Genomic DNA, 20,034 nt, shown 5'->3' on the forward strand with positions numbered 1-20,034 from the left:
TCCGCTCCGTTTAAACAAGTTTAATCTTATCAATTCTACTTAGTCTGGTTATATATGAGGTGAGTTTCGACATTCGTCAGTATTGGTGATCGAAACTTCTTGCTTTTAACCAGTTTGGGAATCAATTGCTTTGATTGGTTGCATTTTCATTTGCCAGGTTAATTGTTTTTATATCCAATAACCCTCATTGGTTACAATTTCTTCTGCCAGGTTGCTTGATTTTATATCCAATAGCCCTTATTGGTTCATTTTCTTCCGACAGATTACAAGTTTTTATAACCAATAGCCCTTATAGCCTTTAACTCAATAACTTCATCAACAATGTTGCCAAAATAACCGTTGAAGCACCGCCCAGCCTTGTTGCAACCTGGGCAAACGGCATTAAGGACATACGGTTGGAAGCCGATAATATCGCAACGTCGCCTGTACCGCCTAAGCCGCTGTGACAACCTGTTACGATGGCAGCATCCACCGGGTGCATTTTCATGTATTTTCCGACGATGTAGCCCGTCCCAACCATCGCCACAACAACGGCTGCACAAACCACAATATATCCTGGTGTAACGATTTTCACTACATCCTCTAACGGTATGTAAAGGATTCCTAGGCCAACCATAAGCGGCCAGGTTAGACTTGTTGAGATGAATTTATATAAATGAAAGGCACCCTGCTCCATTTTTGCCGGCATTACTTTCAAGCATTTCACCAATGTTGCAGCGATAATCATCAAGACTGGACCCGGAATACCTAGGAATTCATGAGCTAGTCCGCCGAAAATGAAGAAACTGCAGGCAATTAGCAATCCTGCTCCCATTAATGAAAAATCGACAGGCTTATTTATATTTGTTTCTTCCTTTAGCACATCTCCGCCTTTTGTTTTGACAAGTACGCCATTTCCTGTAAGTTCAGGTCTTCTTTCTCCTAGTTTCATCATCACTCCAGCACAAATAATCGCGACGATGTTTCCAATCACCGCTGCCGGAATCATTTGCGATACAAATGATTCTGCCGACTTACCTAGAATTTGAGAATATGCCAGAGATAAAGGCAAAATCCCCTCTCCAATTCCTCCTCCAATTATTGGGACGATAATATAAAACACGGTGTGCTTCATATCGTATCCAAACAGGAATCCTACTAACACACCGGCAACAACTGAAGCAACAGTGCCGAGAATAAGCGGGACAAACATTCTAGTAAATCCTTGAATTAATACACTGCGGTTCATCCCAAGAATACTGCCTGCCACTAAACAGGAAATATATAGGTAAAGGAAGTTAGACTTTTTCATTAATGTCGTAACGGCTTCCATTGACGCGGGATTAATCAGATTATAAAACACTAGAATAGATGGGACCAAGAGCGCTAAAATTGCCGGTCCGCCGATGTCTTTTAAGATTGGAATTTTCAAGCCGAGATCTCCAAGCAACATTCCCATCACCATGATGACGGCAAATCCGCCGATCATGTCAGGGGGTAGCTGATTATAAACAGATGCTGCGTAAATAATTGCTGCTAGTACTAGATAAACTGGTAACGGTATAACCCCTACCTTCAGTTGATTGACCCGCGATAATAAACCTTTTTTCTCATCTATTTGCCTCACGTTAGGAAGCGTTTCCATTACTTTTGCTGGCTCCACGTAATATGACCTCCTATCTTTCTTGTACCTTTATGTTAGTAGTATTGGAGAACCATGAATAGTTTTTGTAACTTATGTAAGTGTTTATGATAATAAAAAAAGTAAGCAACCGCTTGGCTGCTTACAAATTATTCTCGTAAAATATTTTTCCGACCTTTATGCTCACTTTTCCAAAAGGGTTAGATAGTCGCAGACACTGCATATCGCTTCGGGCTATGAATTACCCGGTCCCGTTCTCCGAGCCAGAGGACTTCTGGAACTGGTTGAGAGTGATAGCCATATAATTCTCTCGTTTTATAGGCGTGGACCTCACTGTAAATTGTTTTCATATGGTTATATACCCATTGCTCGTCTCTATGTATGGGTGACCAGCAGAAAATGTCCATTTTATTTAACTCATTGGTCACGGCATGTATTCTTTCATAACCAATCGCATTCATCTTTTGGAAACGATTCTTTTCATAAAAGCGAATTCTTTTTTCCGAATCAGGATCCTTTTGTGTGACAGGTTCAACCTCTAGTATGATGGCTTTTCCCTCTAGTTTCAGCTCGTCAAGAATCTTTGTGCCGATTCCCTTGCCGCGAGTACTTCCACATACAAGAATGAAGTCAATAAAGATAAATTCTGACTGCTCATAATAAACAAGGACGTGATCTGAACCTTCTAGCAATTGATAGCTTCCTTTTTTTTCTTGAAAAAGTAGTTCAAAATGCTGTTTGGATTTCATTTCTCTTTCTGGAAAATATTCAGTTAACCTGCTATACCAGTTACTCATCCCTACACTATCCCTCACTCTGATTAAATTCTGAATATTACAACGTTAATTCTATAACAGGAAGACTTTGTAAATGTGTTGCTACTGTAAAAGTATTATAAATATATTGTTAAAATAGTCTGAATCATTTTTATTTTTAGTAAAATAAAAATCGTTATGATTCTATTAACTAATTCTAATGGCAGGAGCGAATGGAAATGGAAGAGAATAATCGAAAGAGAACAGCATTACTAGGCTGGAGCCTTCGTGCAATTGAAGCGATCGACAGAATGAACCGTCCGTATGTAATTGTTGGTCCGGCTGAATTTCAGTCTTTTGCAGACAGTAATGGGATCGCGTTTATCCCATGGCAATTTGACGAACAAATTGAAAAGGCAGACGAGCTTTTTGTCAAATTGAATGAACTGCAAACCAAAATCGCTGTACCGATATACGAGGAAACTGTGGAATGGGCTGGTGCTTTGAATGCAAAATTCCAGGAAAACCCACGTATTTTCAACAAGTCTCTATTATTACGAGACAAAGGCTTAATGAAACGTAAAGCACAATTAGCCGGCCTCCGCGTGGGAATCTTTGAAGAAGCTCATGCCAAAGACGATATCTATCATTTTTTTAAAAGAGTGAATGATGCGTTGCTTAAGCTAGATGGAGAGCCCAATGACCCAATTCATGTTAAGCCCTTTAATAAAGCGGGTACTGTCGGTCATCGTTTGATTCAAAATCCGCAGGAAATTGAGCAAATTGATGATTCTGAATTTCCACTTTTAATGGAAAGCCATCTGGATGGGCAGGAATTTTCCTGTGAGGCATTTATACATAATGGCAAAGTACGATTTCTAAATATTACTGAATATGTAAAGCTCGGGCACTCCAATTTTGTCCCTGCTTCCCCTTTCCTTGAGAAATGGAGACCGCAAATTAGGGCAGCAATTGAAACGCTAGTTGAAGCCTTCGATATTCAATATGGCGTCATCCATCCTGAGTTTTTCATCGCTCACGATGGAACCTTATATTTTGGTGAGGTGGCAGGACGAGTTCCCGGTGGCCATATTTTCGAATTAATTGAAAAGGCATATGGATTTAGCCCGTTTCAGGCACAGGTGCTTTGCAGCGATCCAAATACAACCGAAGCAGAGTTGGAAGCCTTTTTCCCGGAAGAAGCCGTTTCAGCAAAAGGCTATTCGGGCAGTTTGATGGTTTATCCGAACGTTAAAATCATTGACAAACTTAATGTTCCGGACGAGCTTAAAAACCATCCATATTTTGAAAAACATGATATGTTCATTCCTGTCTCATCGAAGGTTGCTGCCCGAGTGGGTTATGGCAATCACTATGGGACTATTTTCTTTTCTGGAAAAGACAGTGAGATCATGAGAAATCTTTTGAACGAATATTTATATTTTGATTTCTACCAATAAGGAGAGAATAAGGATGAGTACTTTAACGAAACGGAAAAGATTAAGTAAACAGACTACCCTATTAAAAAACAAATTTGTTGCTGCCTTAGACACACTACAGGAAGCAAAGCCATTTCTGAAAAGTTTATACCAGACAGATGTTTTCCAACTAGCGGTCGAACTAGCCCATTCAGATGAAGGTCTTTCCATCCTCTATGAAAATGCATATCGCTTCGATGTGGTGGGCGTATTTCATGGAGGCCCATGGGAAGACCCGACAAAAATGGAGCCTTCTCTGGCTGGAGGCTCACTAAGACTTAAAGATGTACAATCCATTATTGAATTGTTAAGTGAACTGCGAATGCTTTCCATTGCAAAAGGAGACTACCTCCATGACAGCATTAGACCAAAGGAAGCTGAGTCATTTTTAAATGAGGTCCTGGCCCTCAATCTTGACCTTTTGTTCGCTCCGGCACTTGATACGATTCAGTTTCCGGATCATCTGCTCCGAGCTCAGCGTTTGTTCCATTATCTAGGCCATGAACTTTCCTTTAAAGCGATTGCGGATAAAATGGTTCAAGAGATTGACCGTTTAACCGTTCAACGTCCGATTATAACGGGGCGGATTTTAAACATGATTGGCATGTCTGAAAAATTAATTGAAGGTGGAATGAATGAAGAAACAGCGGAAAATTTAAATAAATACATACGTGCTGTGGGTGCACCTTCACCGCTAAGCATGAATGCTTCCAATCAGCGCGAATACAGACTCACATTAGAAAATACCCCTGCAGAGCAACTTGAGTTGGAAGCAATAATTTTTGCAGAATCAATGAAAGAAACAGGTCTTGTTTCGCCCTTTCACGCCGTGCTTCTTCGTTTCCTAAACAGGAAACATCCTGAATATATTTCAGTTGTTCTCGGTTTATCCGAAACAGGGGTTGCATGTTTAAATACAAATAAAGATTTCATTCATGACTTAATCCAACTGTCAATATTTCCTGAAACTCGTCAGGCCATTTACGGACTTGCTAGGATGCTTGAACGCGGATTTCTTACAAAGGAATCGGTCTTTCCGGCAATTTTCCGCCAGCTATTTGAGCTCCCCATTCATAATCAGGTGAAGCATTTGCTGTCAAAGCCTGAATATGAACGGAGTGGAATTAGCCTTAACGGTGTGCTTGTTGCTGGAGTTGTAAATGTTCTCGGTAATCCGCTTGGGGTTGGGCAAGGTCATAACCCAACCTGCCAGTCCGCAAGAGCCATTTCCCTGTGGTCGCAACATGCAATCGGCAAACTGTTAAAATTTATTGCCCGTGCCGTCCGTGACAATGATATTGATATGGATTTTGAAGGAGTGAAGATTCATTCAAGCCTTCTTTTAGGAGGAGTTGCTGAGGAAATCAACCAGGATTTAGATCCGGTTTCCACTATTCTCGTTCCACATCTTGATAAGATATATAACGAAATGATGAAACGAACGCTCCTACGTGGTGAAGATGGCCATAAGTGGGTGAATCCGGAATTTTACGGGGAGTGGGTCCCAAAGGGCTTTGTTCATGTTATCGATCCGATCACTTTGAATGTCGTTCATTATAGTGCATTCATCAAGCTGTTTTATGCCACCCACCATCCTGATTTTAATGAAGGAAACAAATTAATCTATCCAAATCCGGTGGGTATTTTCATGACAAACGTACACGGTGACCTGCTTGGTCTTCACGCCGTATTAATTCAAAGGATTGAGCGCGACCCATTCGGTGATGTTCGTATTTATTTCTATAACCCGAATAATGACGGAAATCAGAATTGGGGCAATGGCATTGTGCCAAGCGTTTCTAGGTTCGGTGAAATCCAAGGAGAATCGTCCCTGCCATTTCATGAGTTTGTTTCAAGAATGTACGCATTTCACTATAACCCTTACGACCAGGGAGACATTTATATGGTTGAAAACAGACTTGTTGATGAAATAGAGAAGCTAGCTAAGCTCAGCTGGGGAAAAAATTTCGTATGGGCGTAACATTAGGGTGAAGCTCAGGCTCTTTTCTAAATTGAAAACCATTCATTTTTGGTCACGTAAAGTTCTGTTTACGTGACCACTTTTGTTCATTTTTTTGAGCACTCACATTGAAGCACCGATACAACTAAATCACCAGACAATTGTAAAATTCACTCTTCATTGGTACTTCTCGTTGTATAACATCAATAATATATAAAAAGCAATGCAGGAAAGGGAATGGGAATATGGGACTTTTTCAATTTACTCCAGAGCATTCGTTTGAACGAGTTTTTAATCAGTTAAAACGAGCTCCTGCTCCAAAAAATATTCATTTTCAGCAAACAGTTTTTGAAGAAGCTTCTGCCCTTCTCAAAGAAACGAATGGACTGGTGAAGCTTTTTCACTATGCTCACCTCTTTGATGAGGCGGGAGTTTTTGCTGGAAAGCCTTGGGAGAATGTCGGCAAGCTCAACCCTGTTCTTGTTCGCGGCACTTTGCATGCAGGCGGAACAATGGCAGCGGCTGAGGCGTTGAGCAATTTGAGAATACTGGCGATCGCCACGGGTGTCTACGTTCATCCTGAAATGTCGGCCTATGAGGCAAATGGATTTTTAACGAAGGTATTGGCTTTAAATATAGATCTTTTACTTATGAAGGAAACAGAAGAAAACAGGGTTAAACAGCTTTATAAAGACCAACAAGCAGCAGAAATTCTCAGGTTTATTTCAGACCATTGTTTTTCAGCGCTTGTTTTTCAAACTCTTTATGAAGAAGTTGATAATCTCGCTGTCCAAAGGCCGATTGTAACCGATAAAATCCTTAAATTAATTTGCAGCGCCAAAAAATTAGCCGGTGGTCTCGAAGAGAAAGATTCAAGCCTTATGCGATATGAAAACTCAGTTTATTCACCATCCAATTTAGCTGCCGGGAATATGGATATGGAAGGTTATGAAAATAAACTTAGAACCTGTAATAATTCACAGCTAATCCATGAGGCCGAACAGCTTCGCGTATCCATGGATAAAACGGGCCTTGTTTCACCTTACCATGAATTGTTTTTACACTTTATTAATAAAGAAAAACCTGACTTCCTGCTAAGTTTGTTGGCCGCAGACAGAACCTCTAGGAAAAATCTGCGCTCTAATCTGCATTTTATTTCTACTCTCATTCACTCAGCTATTACGACCAAATCAAGAAGAAGTATTTACGGTTTGATGCGCCTTATCCAACGGGATCTATTGTCGAGTGAATTTAAACATGAATTTAAAAAGCTTATGAAGATTTCTATCCATGGCGGCGTTAAAAAACGGATTTCGGAACTATATAACATAACTCATCATCGTGAACAAGTTTCACTTCTACTCTCAGGTATGATTAGCGTTTTAGGGCAGCCTCTTGGGATTGGTCAAGGGTTTAATCCGACCTGTCAATCAACAAGAGCCCTCAGTTATTGGGCACAAAGGGAGCCTCTCCTGCTGCTCAAACTATTTAATCACTTTCTAGAACAGGGAAAGATCACCCTTGAGTTTGAGGGAAGATCCATTTCCTCTGATACACTTCCTCATGTCTCACTTGACGATGAGGTGAATATCGATATCGTATCACAACTGTTAATTCCCCATCTTGATTCAATCTATATCGACATGTTAAAGTCAGCAGAAGGACGAGGGCAGGACCCCCATAAATGGATCAATCCGTCCTTTCATATTAAAGGAATATGGCCGGAATTTTCAGATGTTTATAGTGACTTAAGCTTTTCGGATCGGTTTAAACAACACTATCATCCTTCAAACAACCCAAATGTCAACGAAGAACTCCCCCAGCCTGCTGGAATTACGATATACAACCAAGCCGGTCAGGTTCTTGGAGCCCATGCCGTGCTTATTCAACGAGTTGATATGGATCCGGAAGGCATCACCCGTGTTTATTTTTACAACCCAAATAACGACAGCCTTCAAGTATGGGGAAACTCCATTAAAACGAGCATTGCCAATCATGGCGAGCTAGAGGGCGAATCCTCCCTCCCCTTTGACGATTTCCTCCCCTTCCTTTACGCATTTCACTACAAAGCATAGGCAAAGCATAGGGACGGTTCTCTTGCTTCCCTGAAGCAAGAGAACCGTCCCTATGCTACAATTAAATAAATCAAACAAAGTTAGGTGTTTACTTTGGATATTAAGCATTTGCAGTACTTTATTGAGGTTTCAAAGTTTAATAGTTTTTCTCGGGCAGCAGACAGTTTGTTTATTACTCAGCCTACAATCAGTAAGATGATAAAAGGCCTTGAGACGGAGCTCGGCGTCACTCTTTTCGATCGTTCTCGAAAGCAATTAGTTTTAACCGATGCCGGGAAAATCATTTTAGAACAGGCGAAGCTAATCGATAAAGCTTTCAATAATTTAGAAATGAAGCTCGACAACATGACAGGGCTGAAATCAGGGCATATTCGAATTGGACTGCCTCCGATTTTTAATGCACATGAATTACTAAGAATTGCAGGTATGTTTCACGAACAATATCCAGGAATCACCTTTCAATTTGAAGAGGCCGGGTCGAAGAAAATTGAAGAGGAAGTTGCGAATAATTTGCTGGATGTAGGTGTTATCGTTCTTTCCACCAAAAACGACCAGTTCGAGCATTTTGAATTTATGGAGGAGGAGCTGAAGCTTGTACTTCACCCTACTCATCCGCTTGCTCATCATGATGTGGTCAATTTAGCTGATTTGAAAGATGAATCGTTTATCGTCTTTAATAAGGAATTTACCCTTAATGATCTGATTATTAACTCGTGTAATGAGGCTGGCTTTACACCGCGAATCATTTCTGAGAGCGGCCACCTTCATTTTATTGAAGAAATGGTGCTAAACAAATTTGGGGTTTCCCTTTTGCCGGAAAGTGTTTGTGGAAAGCTCAGTAACAATGTCATATCTATTAGAGTTGCCAATCCTTCGATTAAGTCTAGTTTAGCGATTATTTGGGCGAAAAATCAGTATATGTCCTATGCGGCAAAGGAATGGCTTCAATTTACAATGGAACGGCTTAGCCTCGGATTTCGAGAATAGTGAATGGTTTTCTTCTATTATATATTTCTTAAAAACGATTCTCTCACGAAGAATCGTTTTTTTATTTTAAGAAAAGGAATACATGTATACGGTTTCATAGACAAAATCTATACTTACCATAAAATATAACCATTTTACATGTCGAAAAATCAGTCGTAGACTGTTTCATATATATTTCAAATATTACGAATATGTGAACTAAATTGATTAGTAGCTACTATTAGTATATCGATTGGTACCTTGGAACAAATTAGAGGAGGAAATATTTTTGGTCACTTTTTGTTGTATTAATGACTTAAAAGAAGTTAGCGAAGCCCTTGAGAACTTAGAAAAGGATTATCCGAACCTTTACAAACAGCTGGTTGAAATGGTGTATCTTACTCGCGCACTTAATTTTAAAATGCAGTTCATGGGAGCGTTAATCATGGATGAAGACCCAGGTGAATATACCCCTGTATCTGTACACGATTCAGTTCTTAATTTGTATAAAAGAGAGTTACACGCATTAAAAGATCATGGTGAATTCTCAGCAATCAAACAAATTTTCACGAAGTTCAAACATACAAGCTACACCAATATCTGCCTACTAATCCTCGGAATGAACCCCGAATCACTCGTAGGCGCATCCTACTCACGCTAGGAAACATAGGGACGGTTCTCGTGTCTCCCCCGACTGAATGGAAGGGAACACAAGAACCGTCCCTTTGCGTCCCAGGGGTGAACACGAGAACCGTCCCTTTGCACTTTCAACCTTTGTATACAATTTGTGGGAGTTTCTACCTTTCTTCAATGTTATAATATTCCATAGTTCTAAATACCTATATGGATGCATTAGCTTATTTACATAAAATCGTTATCGTCTACCAGGAGTTGATCTGATGTCTTTGTCACGGAGTAAAAAATGGTTAATTTATTACACACTTTTTCATACGATAGGATATTACTGTTGGACTTACTACTGGAACGATCATGCTGACTTAAGAACGATTGGTGGAAATATTTTCTCATTTTTAGCGCCATTGATTGCATCCATCACATTGTTTTATGTATATAAAAAGTTGAAAAACAATGATAAATACTTTTGGTTACTCATATTTTTAGGTTGTTGTAGTTTTGTTATTGCCGAAGCGATTTGGGATTACTATGAGAACTTTTTACAGGTTGAAGTTCCATTTCCCGGTTGGGCTGACCTGTTTTACATGCTTCAGATTGTATTTTATCTATTAGCCTTTCTTTATATGTTTTGGAGTAAGCGAGATCACCTGCAGCTTGCTAAATTCATCTTGGATATTTCTATTTTTATGACTGTAGCAATTTCCTTTAGCTGGCACTTTATCATATCGGATATATTATCTCTTCCCCATGTTTCTTCTTTATTTATGTTCGTCTCGATGGGATATCCAATTGGCGATTTGATTCTGATTTTGGGGGCCATCAGTTTTTATTTGGGCTCTGAATATTTTTTCTCTCCAAAAGTTTTGTTTTTAATATTTAGCAGTCTAGTCGTCCAGGTTTGTGCGGATTCTGCTTATTTATATCTATCCGCAAATTCTCTTTATTTTTCAGGAGGACCATTTGACCCATTATGGTCACTTGCCCTATTATTGATGGGCATCGCAGGGTCCTACTCTATTACTGAGCAAAAGGTTGATGAGACGCTCACCAAGAAAAATATCTCATACATAAAAGATTTCTTTGCCCTAAAATTATTGTTACCGTATTTAAGCGTCATCGTTTTGTTTGTGGTCATGTTCATCCAGACGAAGCAAATCAACAGTTTGATTGTTGGTGCTGCCGTGGCTATTCTTTTAGTTATTTTACGACAAATCTTTACCCTGCTGGAAAATCAGACATTATTATCGAACTACCATACACTAACGGAAAAATTAGAGCAGAAAATCGAAGAAAGAACAATCGAAATAAGCAATAAAAACCAGCAGCTCTTGACTGCAGTAAAAAAAATGAAGCATATGGCCGATCATGATGTGCTCAGCGGTTTACCCAATAGAAGATTTTTTCTAAAACAATTGACGATTGCGATGGCAGATGCAAAACGCAATTCAACTAAGTTAGCTGTGGTGTTTATTGACTTAGATCGGTTCAAAGACATTAATGATACACTCGGTCATTATTTAGGCGACCAGCTCCTAAAATATGTTTCTAAGCAGATGTTACGTCAATTGCGAAGCATTGACACCATCTCAAGACAAGGCGGCGACGAGTTTACCTTATTATTAAACAAAATCTCTAGTGAATTGGAGATTATTCAGTTAATCAAACAAATCCAATCTATTGTTGAAAGCCCGATTAGAATTAATGGGCATGAATTGCATGTGGCAATGAGCATGGGAATTGCAACATACCCAGGAGATGGCAGTACGACGGATGAGTTATTGAAGCACGCAGATATGGCGATGTACAGTGCCAAAGAAGAAGTAGGCAACAGCTTTAAATTTTATTCACCGGAGATGAATGAAACTATTTTAAGAAAAATAGAATTGGAAAATGGTTTGCGCAAGGCGATCAACAATGATGAGTTTATCCTTCATTACCAGCCCCAAGTGAATATAGAAACGGGAAAACTCATTGGGGTGGAATCGTTAATTCGCTGGAATAAGGCTGGAGTTGGTATGATTTCGCCGGGTGAATTTATCCCGTTAGCGGAAGAAACGCGACTGATTATTCCTATAGGTGAATGGGCCCTTTACAGTGCATGTAAGCAGGCAAAAATATGGCATGATTCAGGACATGATCAATTAAAACTTGCCATCAACCTATCAACAATCCAATTCCTAAATGGAAATACTGTCGGTTTAATCGCATCCGTACTTGAGAGTACTGGTTTCAATCCAAACTTTTTAGAAATCGAAATAACCGAAACGGTTGCCTTGTATGATGCGGAAGAAGCGATTAAGAAAATGCACGCTTTACGGAATTTAGGCGTGCGGATATCAATCGATGATTTCGGCACAGAATATTCATCGTTGATTTATTTAAAAAGATTTCCGATTAACAGCTTGAAAATTGATCAACAGTTTATTAAGGATATAATGACGAACGAGAGTGATAAATCATTGGTCAAGGCGATGATTTCTATGGCTCATAGCCTTGGTTTATCGGTAATTGCTGAAGGGGTAGAAACTCCAGAACAACTTAAATACCTGCAAGACCTTCATTGTGATGAGGTTCAAGGGTATATTTATAGTAAGCCCATTTCTAGCGGCCAATTTAGTGAAATGTTAGAAATGGAGATCATTCCTGTTTAACCTTTAAAAATTCTAAACTTTTTGCTGATTACCAAGCCTGGTGTTGAATATAATTTGAAACAGCAGGTCATACGGATTCTGTTCAGGATTTAGAAAAGTTTTTGCGAAAATGTAATTTTATGAATCCACTTCCCCAGTTGGAACGTCTATATTTGTAGAATAAAAGTAAATTATGAAAGGAAAAGCTATCTTGAGAATAAAGTGGTTTGGAAGTACCTTTATCACGTTACTCCTTGTTCTTTTTGCTATTTTCATATATTATCAGTACCTTACAAAATCAGCAGCAGTGAAACAAGACGTTCCTATGCCGGATTCGCTCCACCCCGTTGTGGAAGAGCGTACAAATCAATTAATACAAAAAATAGCAGCAAAAGGAATTACCATCATCATAACTGATGGTTTCCGCAGTGCTGAAGATCAGGATCGATTGTATGAAAAGGGGCGCTCTTTACAAGGAAGCATTGTTACAAACGCCAGAGGTGGCGAATCGTACCATAATTTTGGCCTCGCCGTTGATTTTGCCATTAAGTTACCCTCTGGAGAGGTCATTTGGGATAGACAGTTTGATGGTAACGGAAACAGCGTGGCTGACTGGACTGAAGTGGTAACTATTGCAAAACAATTGGGTTTCGATTGGGGTGGTGATTGGGTGAACTTCAAAGATTACCCCCATTTACAAATGGATTTTGGCTTGGCAATTGAGGATTTGCAGCGAGGCGAAAGGCCACCTGGTCAGACGTTAACAGCCGATGGCGAAAATGAAAACGAAATAGATCAATAGAATTAAAGAAGTGCAGTTGAGAGTTGAGACTGAAGAAAAAGGGTTTTCTTCACAAACAGAGAAGCTCACAACCTATTTTGAAATAGGTTATGAGCTTCTTTTAATTGGTTCAAGTTAAAATATCCAAAATGAATCAGGAGAACCGTCCCTATGCACCCTACCCTTGCACCCTATTTTATCTCCACGAACACGAATACTAAGGCGTTGTTGTATTGTTGGTCATTGAATTTTTCGATGTTAACGTTTTGGACGACTATTGCCATTTTGGCTCGGTTATTTTCCTTTGTGAAGGTTGCTTCTTCTGCTGTGATTACCCCCTTCATTTGTGAATTATAATTGTAAAATTTATCGTAGATTTCTTGTGTTTTAAAGCTGATTAGTTCCTGTTCATTTTCACCTACTAATCTAAGAATAATTTGATCCTTGTTATTATCTCTTAACAGATTGTACTTTTTACCATCCTTTTCAATTTCACAAATGCTTTCGTCTTTATTTTTATCGTTCATATAAAAATCAATTTGAACAAAAGTATCGTAGCCTTTGATGTTTATTGGAGCGGACTGTTCCAAGCTGAGGAAAACCGGTTGATTCGATTTGACTGGCTCTTGATATTCATAAAAGCCGAAAGTATTATAAAAATCTTTATACGCTTCGAAATCATCCGGGAGCCATTCAATTTTCTTAGCATATTGCATCATAGTTAAGTAATAAACCGCATTCGTAATCGATTTCTTGTCCTTTTCAGAAATCGATGCATTCGGTTTGATCTTATTATTTTCTAGCATATTATTTTTCTCAAGCACGGTTTGTAGCGTATTAATTTGACTCGTTCTGCTTATTGTGAATGCGTCCACTGGTGGCACAATCGATACTGCTGCAAAAACAATTAACATCGCAGCGATGATTCCGTTTTTACGGACAGAGATAAAGCTTAATAAACTACCCGCTGCCGCCGCGTAAATACCGAACAAAATTACATAATAACGGGTATGTGTAACCCCTGTTTCTTCTAAACTTAAAATCGAAGAAGTAATTTGGAACAGAACTATTGGCACGAGCAGTTTCGGGAAAATTTTTCTGAAAAAGATGGCGAACTTATTTTCGATCTCACTAGCTAAAATATAGACAAGAATAACTGTAATCGCGTAGGATACCAGCATTGGCTCTAATAAATTATCTTTCCAAAATTCCCCACCGACATTTTTGATAATGTAAATGACGAGGATTAATGTGAATACTGCAATTAATGGAATAAGAATATAGGATATTAATATTTCTAAAAACTTTGGACAATAGGCTGCCTTCGTTATTCCTTCTTTTTGATGAATGGCTTCTTCTTTTTTAGTTATATCATCCGCCGCTCCTGGATACACCGGTATAAGCGATAGAAAATACATCGGGGCAAATAAAACAAAGACAATATTAGCTGTGTGTGGAAAAGCTGTATAATCGATGGTAAAAATCAGCTGGTTAATAGCCTGCAGAATAATACTGATCCCTGCAAAAATAACACCTGAGAAGAATAAGGAATTAAACAGGGATTTAAATGCGATCATGAAGCTTTTATTAAAACTAATATCGCTCTTTATAACTGGAACCCAAATGAAGGCAATTAGCAGTGCAAACAAGGCCACCGCAGTTCTAATCTCTATCTCCATGCTGAGCTTCGGTGCTTGTGAAATGATCAGGTAGTATCCCGCAGTTAGTAAGGCTACTAATCCCATTAAAATTAACCTGGTTGAAAACTTTGAAAAAAACCGTTCATATACAACCTGGAATACGAAACTTAAAAATGCACCGACTAAAAATGTTAAAAGGTACTTTGTAAGGATTTCCTTTTCTGCATTGATATCGTAAGCATTAATCACCGCTGCAGCCAAAAGGAATGCAGTCGTTAACGGGAAACGGGCAATAGCATCGGTCAATCCTGTGAGCCTGTCTTTTAGCTTTTTGATCCATTTCATCTTCTTCAAACCTCCCACTCTCATTACAGGAAATTTTTTATAACGGATGAAATATTTCTCCCTTTCCTTCTAATTAAATTATATATCTAAATCATTTTTATGAATATTAGAATATCTCGTGAAATTAGGATAATCAATGAAAAACGCTTGCCCCCGTATTAACTTAAAGAAGCTCACAACCTATTTACTGAAAGGTTGTGAGCTTCTTTTCACAGACTGCTCCATTTTTGAATAGCTACGGTTCTATTCAGTTTCATTGTTGAGCGATGATTTCTTATTCAAATTCCGAAAAAGAATCACAAGAACCGTCCCCTTGCTCCTATTTCTGATACTTCGATAATTTCAGGGTTAGTGATCCAGCTTGTTTTTCTGGTTTTTTTGCTTTTAGATCGGTTGCCCATGTAGCCCGTGATTTGTAGGTCTGGGTGTATTCCTTATTCACTAATTTCTGTAATCGATCCTTATTTCTTTCTAGAGATTCTTCTAGGTTTTGAAGGCGACGGGTTGGAAAGGATAATCCGGCAAGTATTGTTGTGAATGTTGGATCAGCATCTGAAATATAGGTTCCTTCGAATAACTGCAACGGTTCGCCCACCTTTTGAAAAATGGACGGGACATTTATGAGCTTTGAAATATTTTCTGGCCCTTCATAAATGAGCCCAGCTCGAATGACACCTTGTGATTCAACAGGGCAGAATATCGAATTCGCCCAAGAAAGTTGTATTTTAGAAGATATATCTGCCGTTGTCTTAGCATCGTTAATCGGAGTAGACGCAATGATCGTTACCCCTCTTGTGGCAAGTAAATTCATAAGATCTGTTTCATCGAAATTCCCGAAAAACGAGCTTTTTTGGGTGACTTTAAGAACGTGATTTATTGCTTCCATTACTTGATGATTCGCAGACAAGTATATTTCCTGTTTGCTTGATTGTGGATTCAGCTTGCGGACCTGGTCATTGTCGACGAGAAAAACGGATGAAATTGTATCGATTTTGGAGAGTTCTTCAATACACTGCGAAGTATTGATCCGGTTCCCTGCTAGCACGTTTCGTTCCGGGACGATCGCAATAGCCCCGACCTTTAAACCAGACAATTGATCTAATAAAAGATCAATCAAGATTGGACCCATTCCAGATCCGGTACCCCCATCTGTAGAGAAGGCTACTAATAACAGCTTTACCCCCTTAAATGACCGCTTCACAAAATCAATTATCTCGATATAGTGGTCACGAACGGCTTGAATTCCCAATGATCTATCCTGACCAGCACCATTATACCCTGGAACAAAATACTTCTTTTCTACGCTGGTGTTCACTAATCCATCACGTTGATTCGTGTTGATAAGTGCGGTTTGAAAACCCAAGGCTGATGCTATCCCTGCTATATTGCCACCTGCCTGACCAACGCCTAAGATTCCAACTGATTTCACCAGATCCCCTCCAGATTTTACTCTAGTCATTTTCGGCTTTATAAATTCAAATTTCATATCATTTTTATTCAATTAAATATCGTATTATTACCAAAAGATGTATGGGGCTTATCCCATTACGCTGTACGGGTGAAAAAAAGCCCGATTAGTAACCGAAAATACAATGATTTTTGAAAATAGGTTACCTAATGCCCTTATTGGTTGTAAAAATTATGATGTTTTCTGTAAAAACTTACACCAATCGCTGCTATTGGTTTTAAATTTTATGTGGTTCTCTGTTAAAACTTACACCAATAACCCTTATTGGTTATAAATTTCAAGTTGTTTTCTGTTAAAACTTACACCAATAACCCTTATTGGTTATAAATTTCAGGTTGTTTTCTGTTAAAACTTACACCAATATCTCTTATTGGTTATAAGTATCATGTTGATTTCGAAAAAACGGTTCTCAATGGCCTTTCCAACAAAAAAAATGCCAGCTAATTGAAAACAAACTGGCATCATTGTAAACTCATATATTATTGATAAACCTTCATCACTTCATATTTAAATCCAAGGTATTGATAGTTTTGTCTGCGATACATCTCCCTCGGTGTGTCATCACCGCTGGCTACTAAAATGACAGTCTTATCAAAATAATGCTCCATCACATATTTTTGTAGCCTGCTCCCAATGCCTTTTTTCTGAAACGGTTCTAGTACGGTTAAACCATCAATTTCCGCTGTATCCTCCGAAAGAATGATATCCACTGAACCCGCTGGAATCCCATTGTAATAAGCAAGTAGTTGGAGCACATTTTCGTTATGAAAATTCCTCTTGTGCTGTTCCCGTCTTTGCTCAGCGTATCCAATGCCATACAGTTTATCCTGTTCATACTGAAATTCTAAGTATTCATTCAAATAAGCATTCGTAATTGGTTGGATTTTGATTTCCGGGTCTTCCTTCACTGCGGGAAATTGATTAGGTTGAATCGCATATAACTCTAAAAAGCCCACCTGATATTGCGATCCATTTAAATAACCGATAAGTTCTGAAGTTAATTTTTCACCTTCAGGGAAATAAAACTTAAGATGCTCTTGCCCAAATCTTAAATGAAACGAACTTAAATAATGTTCGGCTTGTTTTAATTCAGCCAAAGACGGCGTTCTTTTAAACTTAATAAAATTACTATCATACATTAACAGCATTTCAGGATTATGAATATGTTCGTATAGTTCATTTTCAAATACAACTTTGCCTAGATGATTTATATTTTTAAAGGTTATGTGTTTCATAGGTTTCTCCTTTTTATGGATTACTTTATAAGAAGTATTTTCGTGACCCATTACAAAAGAATGTAACTGAAAACATTATTTTGGATAATTATAACATATTGTTTTTGCTAAATAATCTTGGCATTTCTTGCTGATAAAAATAATACTGACCTTTAGGACAAAAAAAGAGCTGTCAGTAATGACAACTCCGATCTTCAACGCTCTCCCTATTAGTTGAATACCTAATCAAATTACTCTTTTGTTAATACTCTATCTCCTTTACTCGTCGGTTGAGAAATTACCAAAAATTCAACATCCGTATTTGAATCATTAATCATTTGGTGTGGTGTAAAAGGTGCTATTTCAATTCCCTCTTGAGGGTTTAAAATTATACGTTCACCATTGACTTCTAATGTGGGATTACCGGATAAAACAAAGAAAAATTGACGTGCTTGGTTGTGAAAATGCCTCACTTCTGAAGTTTTTACTGGCATCCTTTCGTGAATGACACTTAATTCTTTAGATTTTACTAGATGCCATCCATCACAACTATCTCCCCATATGTAATGTTCTGCGTTTTGTTTACTTATCTTCATAACAAATACTCCTCTTATTCTTTTAAAATTATCAACCTCAGGATAATGAGTACAAATAAAAAATCTTATTTATTCTACCGATAATATAAATTAAGTTCAGCTACCTCTTTATGCTTCAAGGCAGCTGAACTTTTCTATTTGTTATTCGTTTTTAACCGATGGAAAGTAAATTTTGAAAGCAGTCCCTTTATTTTGCTGGCTTGATACGTTCCAAATTCCATTCATCTCTTTGATGATTTGGAGAGTAACCATTAGTCCTAGACCTGTTCCTTTTTCTTTTGTTGAGTAGTAGGGCAGACCGATGTTTTCCATTTGCTGAGGCGTCATTCCTACCCCGTCATCTTCAACGATGATTTCTACCTGCTGGTCGATCATGGAAACCTTCACTTTTACATACCCATTTGGACGGGCTGCTTCAATCCCATTCTTAATTAGATTCACAAGCATTTGCTGGAATCGTCCGTTATTGCCCATAACATAAGCGTTAACACAAGCATCAATAGTTATATTCACACCATTTATCGTTGCATAAGAAGTAAGCGTATCGACGGATCGCGTAGCAAGTTTGGTAATATCCAACACCGCATGCTGCTCCAATTCTGGATTTTTCCCTAAACTTAGATAATCAGAAATAATCGCATTTGCTCGATCAAGTTCATCCAGGCATAGTTGGAGTTGGTTTTTTTCATTTATATTTATATTTTTTGAAGCTGACAGTAATTGAATAAATCCACGGACGCTCGTCATTGGGTTTCTAATTTCATGGGCTACACTTGCTGCCACCTGTCCAACCACTTGTAATTTTTCGTTTTTTTGAATTTCTTTTACTAAATCCTGCTTTTCTTGATAGGACTCCATCAAATGGACAGCGAGCCATAAAGTTATCGCATTTGTTGTAACAAATCCTATATTGATGAAAAGCCTACTCGTTGTTAATGATTTATCTAATAGGATAGTTCCAAAAACCGGGATTAAGCTAGATAAAATGATAAGAAAAAGGATTGAAAAGAGAATCTTCTTCTTTCGTTCCCATTTTAAATAGTAGCTTCGGAATCTCCAAATCACCAGGCTTCCTAATAGCAATACGATAAAAGCAGGGATCATTCCGTCACCACCTACAAAGAAGCGAACCACCACATAAAAGGTTGTGACAAAAATACCTACTGCTTTTCCTCCATAAATGAAACCTAAAAACCACGGAACCATTCGCAAATCTAGAAAAACCCCGTCATCTATTTTTATAGCAAAAGCTAAACACAATCCCATTGTAACCGTAAAAACCATTCCCCAATAAAAGGACTCTTTTTCTTCTAATTTACGATTGTTTAATAGAGCCTGATGTAAAATGATCGGGAATAAAACCATTAACATTTGTAGCAATATATGATCAGAATGCAATTCCATCTGTTACCCTCTTTTATTACCTGCTATATTTTAGTTGTTTCTTATATCATACTTTGTTTTGTATGGTAATAACATAGTATTATTTTACAGTGATAAAAAACATACTAATTCCCTAGGGTTGGATTAAAATCCATGTAGAATTTCCTCAATACAGTTCAGGGTATGCCGGAATTTGTCGACTAAATTTCATTTCGTTGTTCTTTATATCGAATATAATAGATATATAGGTTTTTACATATACTAGTGGCCACTAAAGTATAGGTGTATAGCACTATATAATTAATCGTTTTAATATTCTACTGAATTTGATACGAATGTACTATCAAATTTTATTCGGCCATTGGAGGATTCAGTGGCACCTGACAACTTAAAGGGGCGTAATGATGCTTAGCCTTTATTTGGACACTTGGGCTTAGTGGAGCGAGTAGTGTAACCGACCCTCTTACCTTTATTAAGAGGAGGATT

General features: G+C 38.3%; 14 protein-coding genes and 1 riboswitch. Of the genes, 7 read left to right on the forward strand and 7 right to left on the reverse strand.

The features are described from left to right. Window positions 1-298: 298 nt before the first annotated feature. Window positions 299-1,624, reverse strand: a complete 1,326-nt coding sequence (locus ACI48O_RS17040) for a 2-hydroxycarboxylate transporter family protein (RefSeq protein ID WP_435563081.1) — start codon at window positions 1,622-1,624, stop codon at window positions 299-301. Window positions 1,625-1,821: 197 nt separating this feature from the next. Continuing rightward, window positions 1,822-2,418 carry a GNAT family N-acetyltransferase gene (locus ACI48O_RS17045; protein WP_435563048.1) on the reverse strand — a complete coding sequence of 199 codons (597 nt, stop codon included), beginning with the start codon at window positions 2,416-2,418 and terminating at the stop codon, window positions 1,822-1,824. Window positions 2,419-2,615: 197 nt separating this feature from the next. Here ACI48O_RS17045 and ACI48O_RS17050 point away from each other — a divergent pair, with 197 nt between their 5' ends. From ACI48O_RS17050 to ACI48O_RS17080, 7 genes are all read left to right on the forward strand, one after another. Continuing rightward, entirely contained in the window at window positions 2,616-3,836 is a 1,221-nt protein-coding gene (locus ACI48O_RS17050; RefSeq protein WP_435563049.1) for an ATP-grasp domain-containing protein, read from the forward strand. A 13-nt stretch (window positions 3,837-3,849) separates the two neighbouring features. Next, window positions 3,850-5,835 carry a hypothetical protein gene (locus ACI48O_RS17055; RefSeq protein ID WP_435563050.1) on the forward strand — a complete coding sequence of 662 codons (1,986 nt, stop codon included), beginning with the start codon at window positions 3,850-3,852 and terminating at the stop codon, window positions 5,833-5,835. A 224-nt stretch (window positions 5,836-6,059) separates the two neighbouring features. After that, on the forward strand, window positions 6,060-7,889 hold the full coding sequence (locus ACI48O_RS17060) for a hypothetical protein (protein WP_435563051.1): 1,830 nt from the start codon (window positions 6,060-6,062) through the stop codon (window positions 7,887-7,889). Between the two features lie 93 nt (window positions 7,890-7,982). Beyond that, window positions 7,983-8,876, forward strand: a complete 894-nt coding sequence (locus ACI48O_RS17065; protein ID WP_435563053.1) for a LysR substrate-binding domain-containing protein — start codon at window positions 7,983-7,985, stop codon at window positions 8,874-8,876. Between the two features lie 268 nt (window positions 8,877-9,144). After that, window positions 9,145-9,516, forward strand: coding sequence for a hypothetical protein (locus ACI48O_RS17070; protein WP_435563054.1), 372 nt, complete (start codon window positions 9,145-9,147; stop codon window positions 9,514-9,516). 238 nt (window positions 9,517-9,754) lie between these two features. Continuing rightward, the gene (locus ACI48O_RS17075; protein ID WP_435563055.1) at window positions 9,755-12,142 is read left to right on the forward strand and encodes a DUF4084 domain-containing protein; all 2,388 of its coding nucleotides are present in this window, start codon (window positions 9,755-9,757) and stop codon (window positions 12,140-12,142) included. A gap of 172 nt (window positions 12,143-12,314) precedes the next feature. Beyond that, the gene (locus ACI48O_RS17080) at window positions 12,315-12,923 is read left to right on the forward strand and encodes a M15 family metallopeptidase (RefSeq protein ID WP_435563056.1); all 609 of its coding nucleotides are present in this window, start codon (window positions 12,315-12,317) and stop codon (window positions 12,921-12,923) included. A gap of 170 nt (window positions 12,924-13,093) precedes the next feature. Here the strand turns inward: ACI48O_RS17080 and ACI48O_RS17085 are convergent, their stop codons facing one another. The 5 genes from ACI48O_RS17085 to ACI48O_RS17105 form a co-directional block, all read right to left on the reverse strand. Beyond that, complete coding sequence (locus ACI48O_RS17085) at window positions 13,094-14,887, reverse strand: DUF4153 domain-containing protein (protein WP_435563058.1); 1,794 nt, start codon at window positions 14,885-14,887, stop codon at window positions 13,094-13,096. Between the two features lie 319 nt (window positions 14,888-15,206). Next, window positions 15,207-16,316 (reverse strand): FtsZ/tubulin family protein, encoded by a 1,110-nt coding sequence (locus ACI48O_RS17090; protein WP_435563059.1) that lies wholly within the window; start codon window positions 16,314-16,316, stop codon window positions 15,207-15,209. 518 nt (window positions 16,317-16,834) lie between these two features. Continuing rightward, window positions 16,835-17,590, reverse strand: a complete 756-nt coding sequence (locus ACI48O_RS17095; protein ID WP_435563060.1) for a GNAT family N-acetyltransferase — start codon at window positions 17,588-17,590, stop codon at window positions 16,835-16,837. Window positions 17,591-17,820: 230 nt separating this feature from the next. Beyond that, complete coding sequence (locus ACI48O_RS17100) at window positions 17,821-18,165, reverse strand: cupin domain-containing protein (protein ID WP_435563061.1); 345 nt, start codon at window positions 18,163-18,165, stop codon at window positions 17,821-17,823. Window positions 18,166-18,306: 141 nt separating this feature from the next. Continuing rightward, a complete protein-coding gene (locus tag ACI48O_RS17105) occupies window positions 18,307-19,569 on the reverse strand; it encodes an ATP-binding protein (RefSeq protein ID WP_435563062.1) in 1,263 nt (420 codons plus the stop codon). Window positions 19,570-19,933: 364 nt separating this feature from the next. Then, window positions 19,934-20,017: riboswitch (cyclic di-GMP riboswitch) on the forward strand. Window positions 20,018-20,034: the final 17 nt, after the last annotated feature.

Source organism: Neobacillus terrisolis (assembly GCF_051233475.1).
Taxonomy (GTDB): domain Bacteria; phylum Bacillota; class Bacilli; order Bacillales; family Cytobacillaceae; genus Bacillus_BU.

Coding starts and splice junctions, on each gene's coding strand:
- ACI48O_RS17040 (WP_435563081.1), bottom strand. CDS start 1,624: ATGGAAACGCTTCCTAACGTGAGGCAAATAGATGAGAAAAAAGGTTTA.
- ACI48O_RS17045 (WP_435563048.1), bottom strand. CDS start 2,418: ATGAGTAACTGGTATAGCAGGTTAACTGAATATTTTCCAGAAAGAGAA.
- ACI48O_RS17050 (WP_435563049.1), top strand. CDS start 2,616: ATGGAAGAGAATAATCGAAAGAGAACAGCATTACTAGGCTGGAGCCTT.
- ACI48O_RS17055 (WP_435563050.1), top strand. CDS start 3,850: ATGAGTACTTTAACGAAACGGAAAAGATTAAGTAAACAGACTACCCTA.
- ACI48O_RS17060 (WP_435563051.1), top strand. CDS start 6,060: ATGGGACTTTTTCAATTTACTCCAGAGCATTCGTTTGAACGAGTTTTT.
- ACI48O_RS17075 (WP_435563055.1), top strand. CDS start 9,755: ATGTCTTTGTCACGGAGTAAAAAATGGTTAATTTATTACACACTTTTT.
- ACI48O_RS17080 (WP_435563056.1), top strand. CDS start 12,315: ATGAAAGGAAAAGCTATCTTGAGAATAAAGTGGTTTGGAAGTACCTTT.
- ACI48O_RS17085 (WP_435563058.1), bottom strand. CDS start 14,887: ATGAAATGGATCAAAAAGCTAAAAGACAGGCTCACAGGATTGACCGAT.
- ACI48O_RS17095 (WP_435563060.1), bottom strand. CDS start 17,590: ATGAAACACATAACCTTTAAAAATATAAATCATCTAGGCAAAGTTGTA.
- ACI48O_RS17100 (WP_435563061.1), bottom strand. CDS start 18,165: ATGAAGATAAGTAAACAAAACGCAGAACATTACATATGGGGAGATAGT.
- ACI48O_RS17105 (WP_435563062.1), bottom strand. CDS start 19,569: ATGGAATTGCATTCTGATCATATATTGCTACAAATGTTAATGGTTTTA.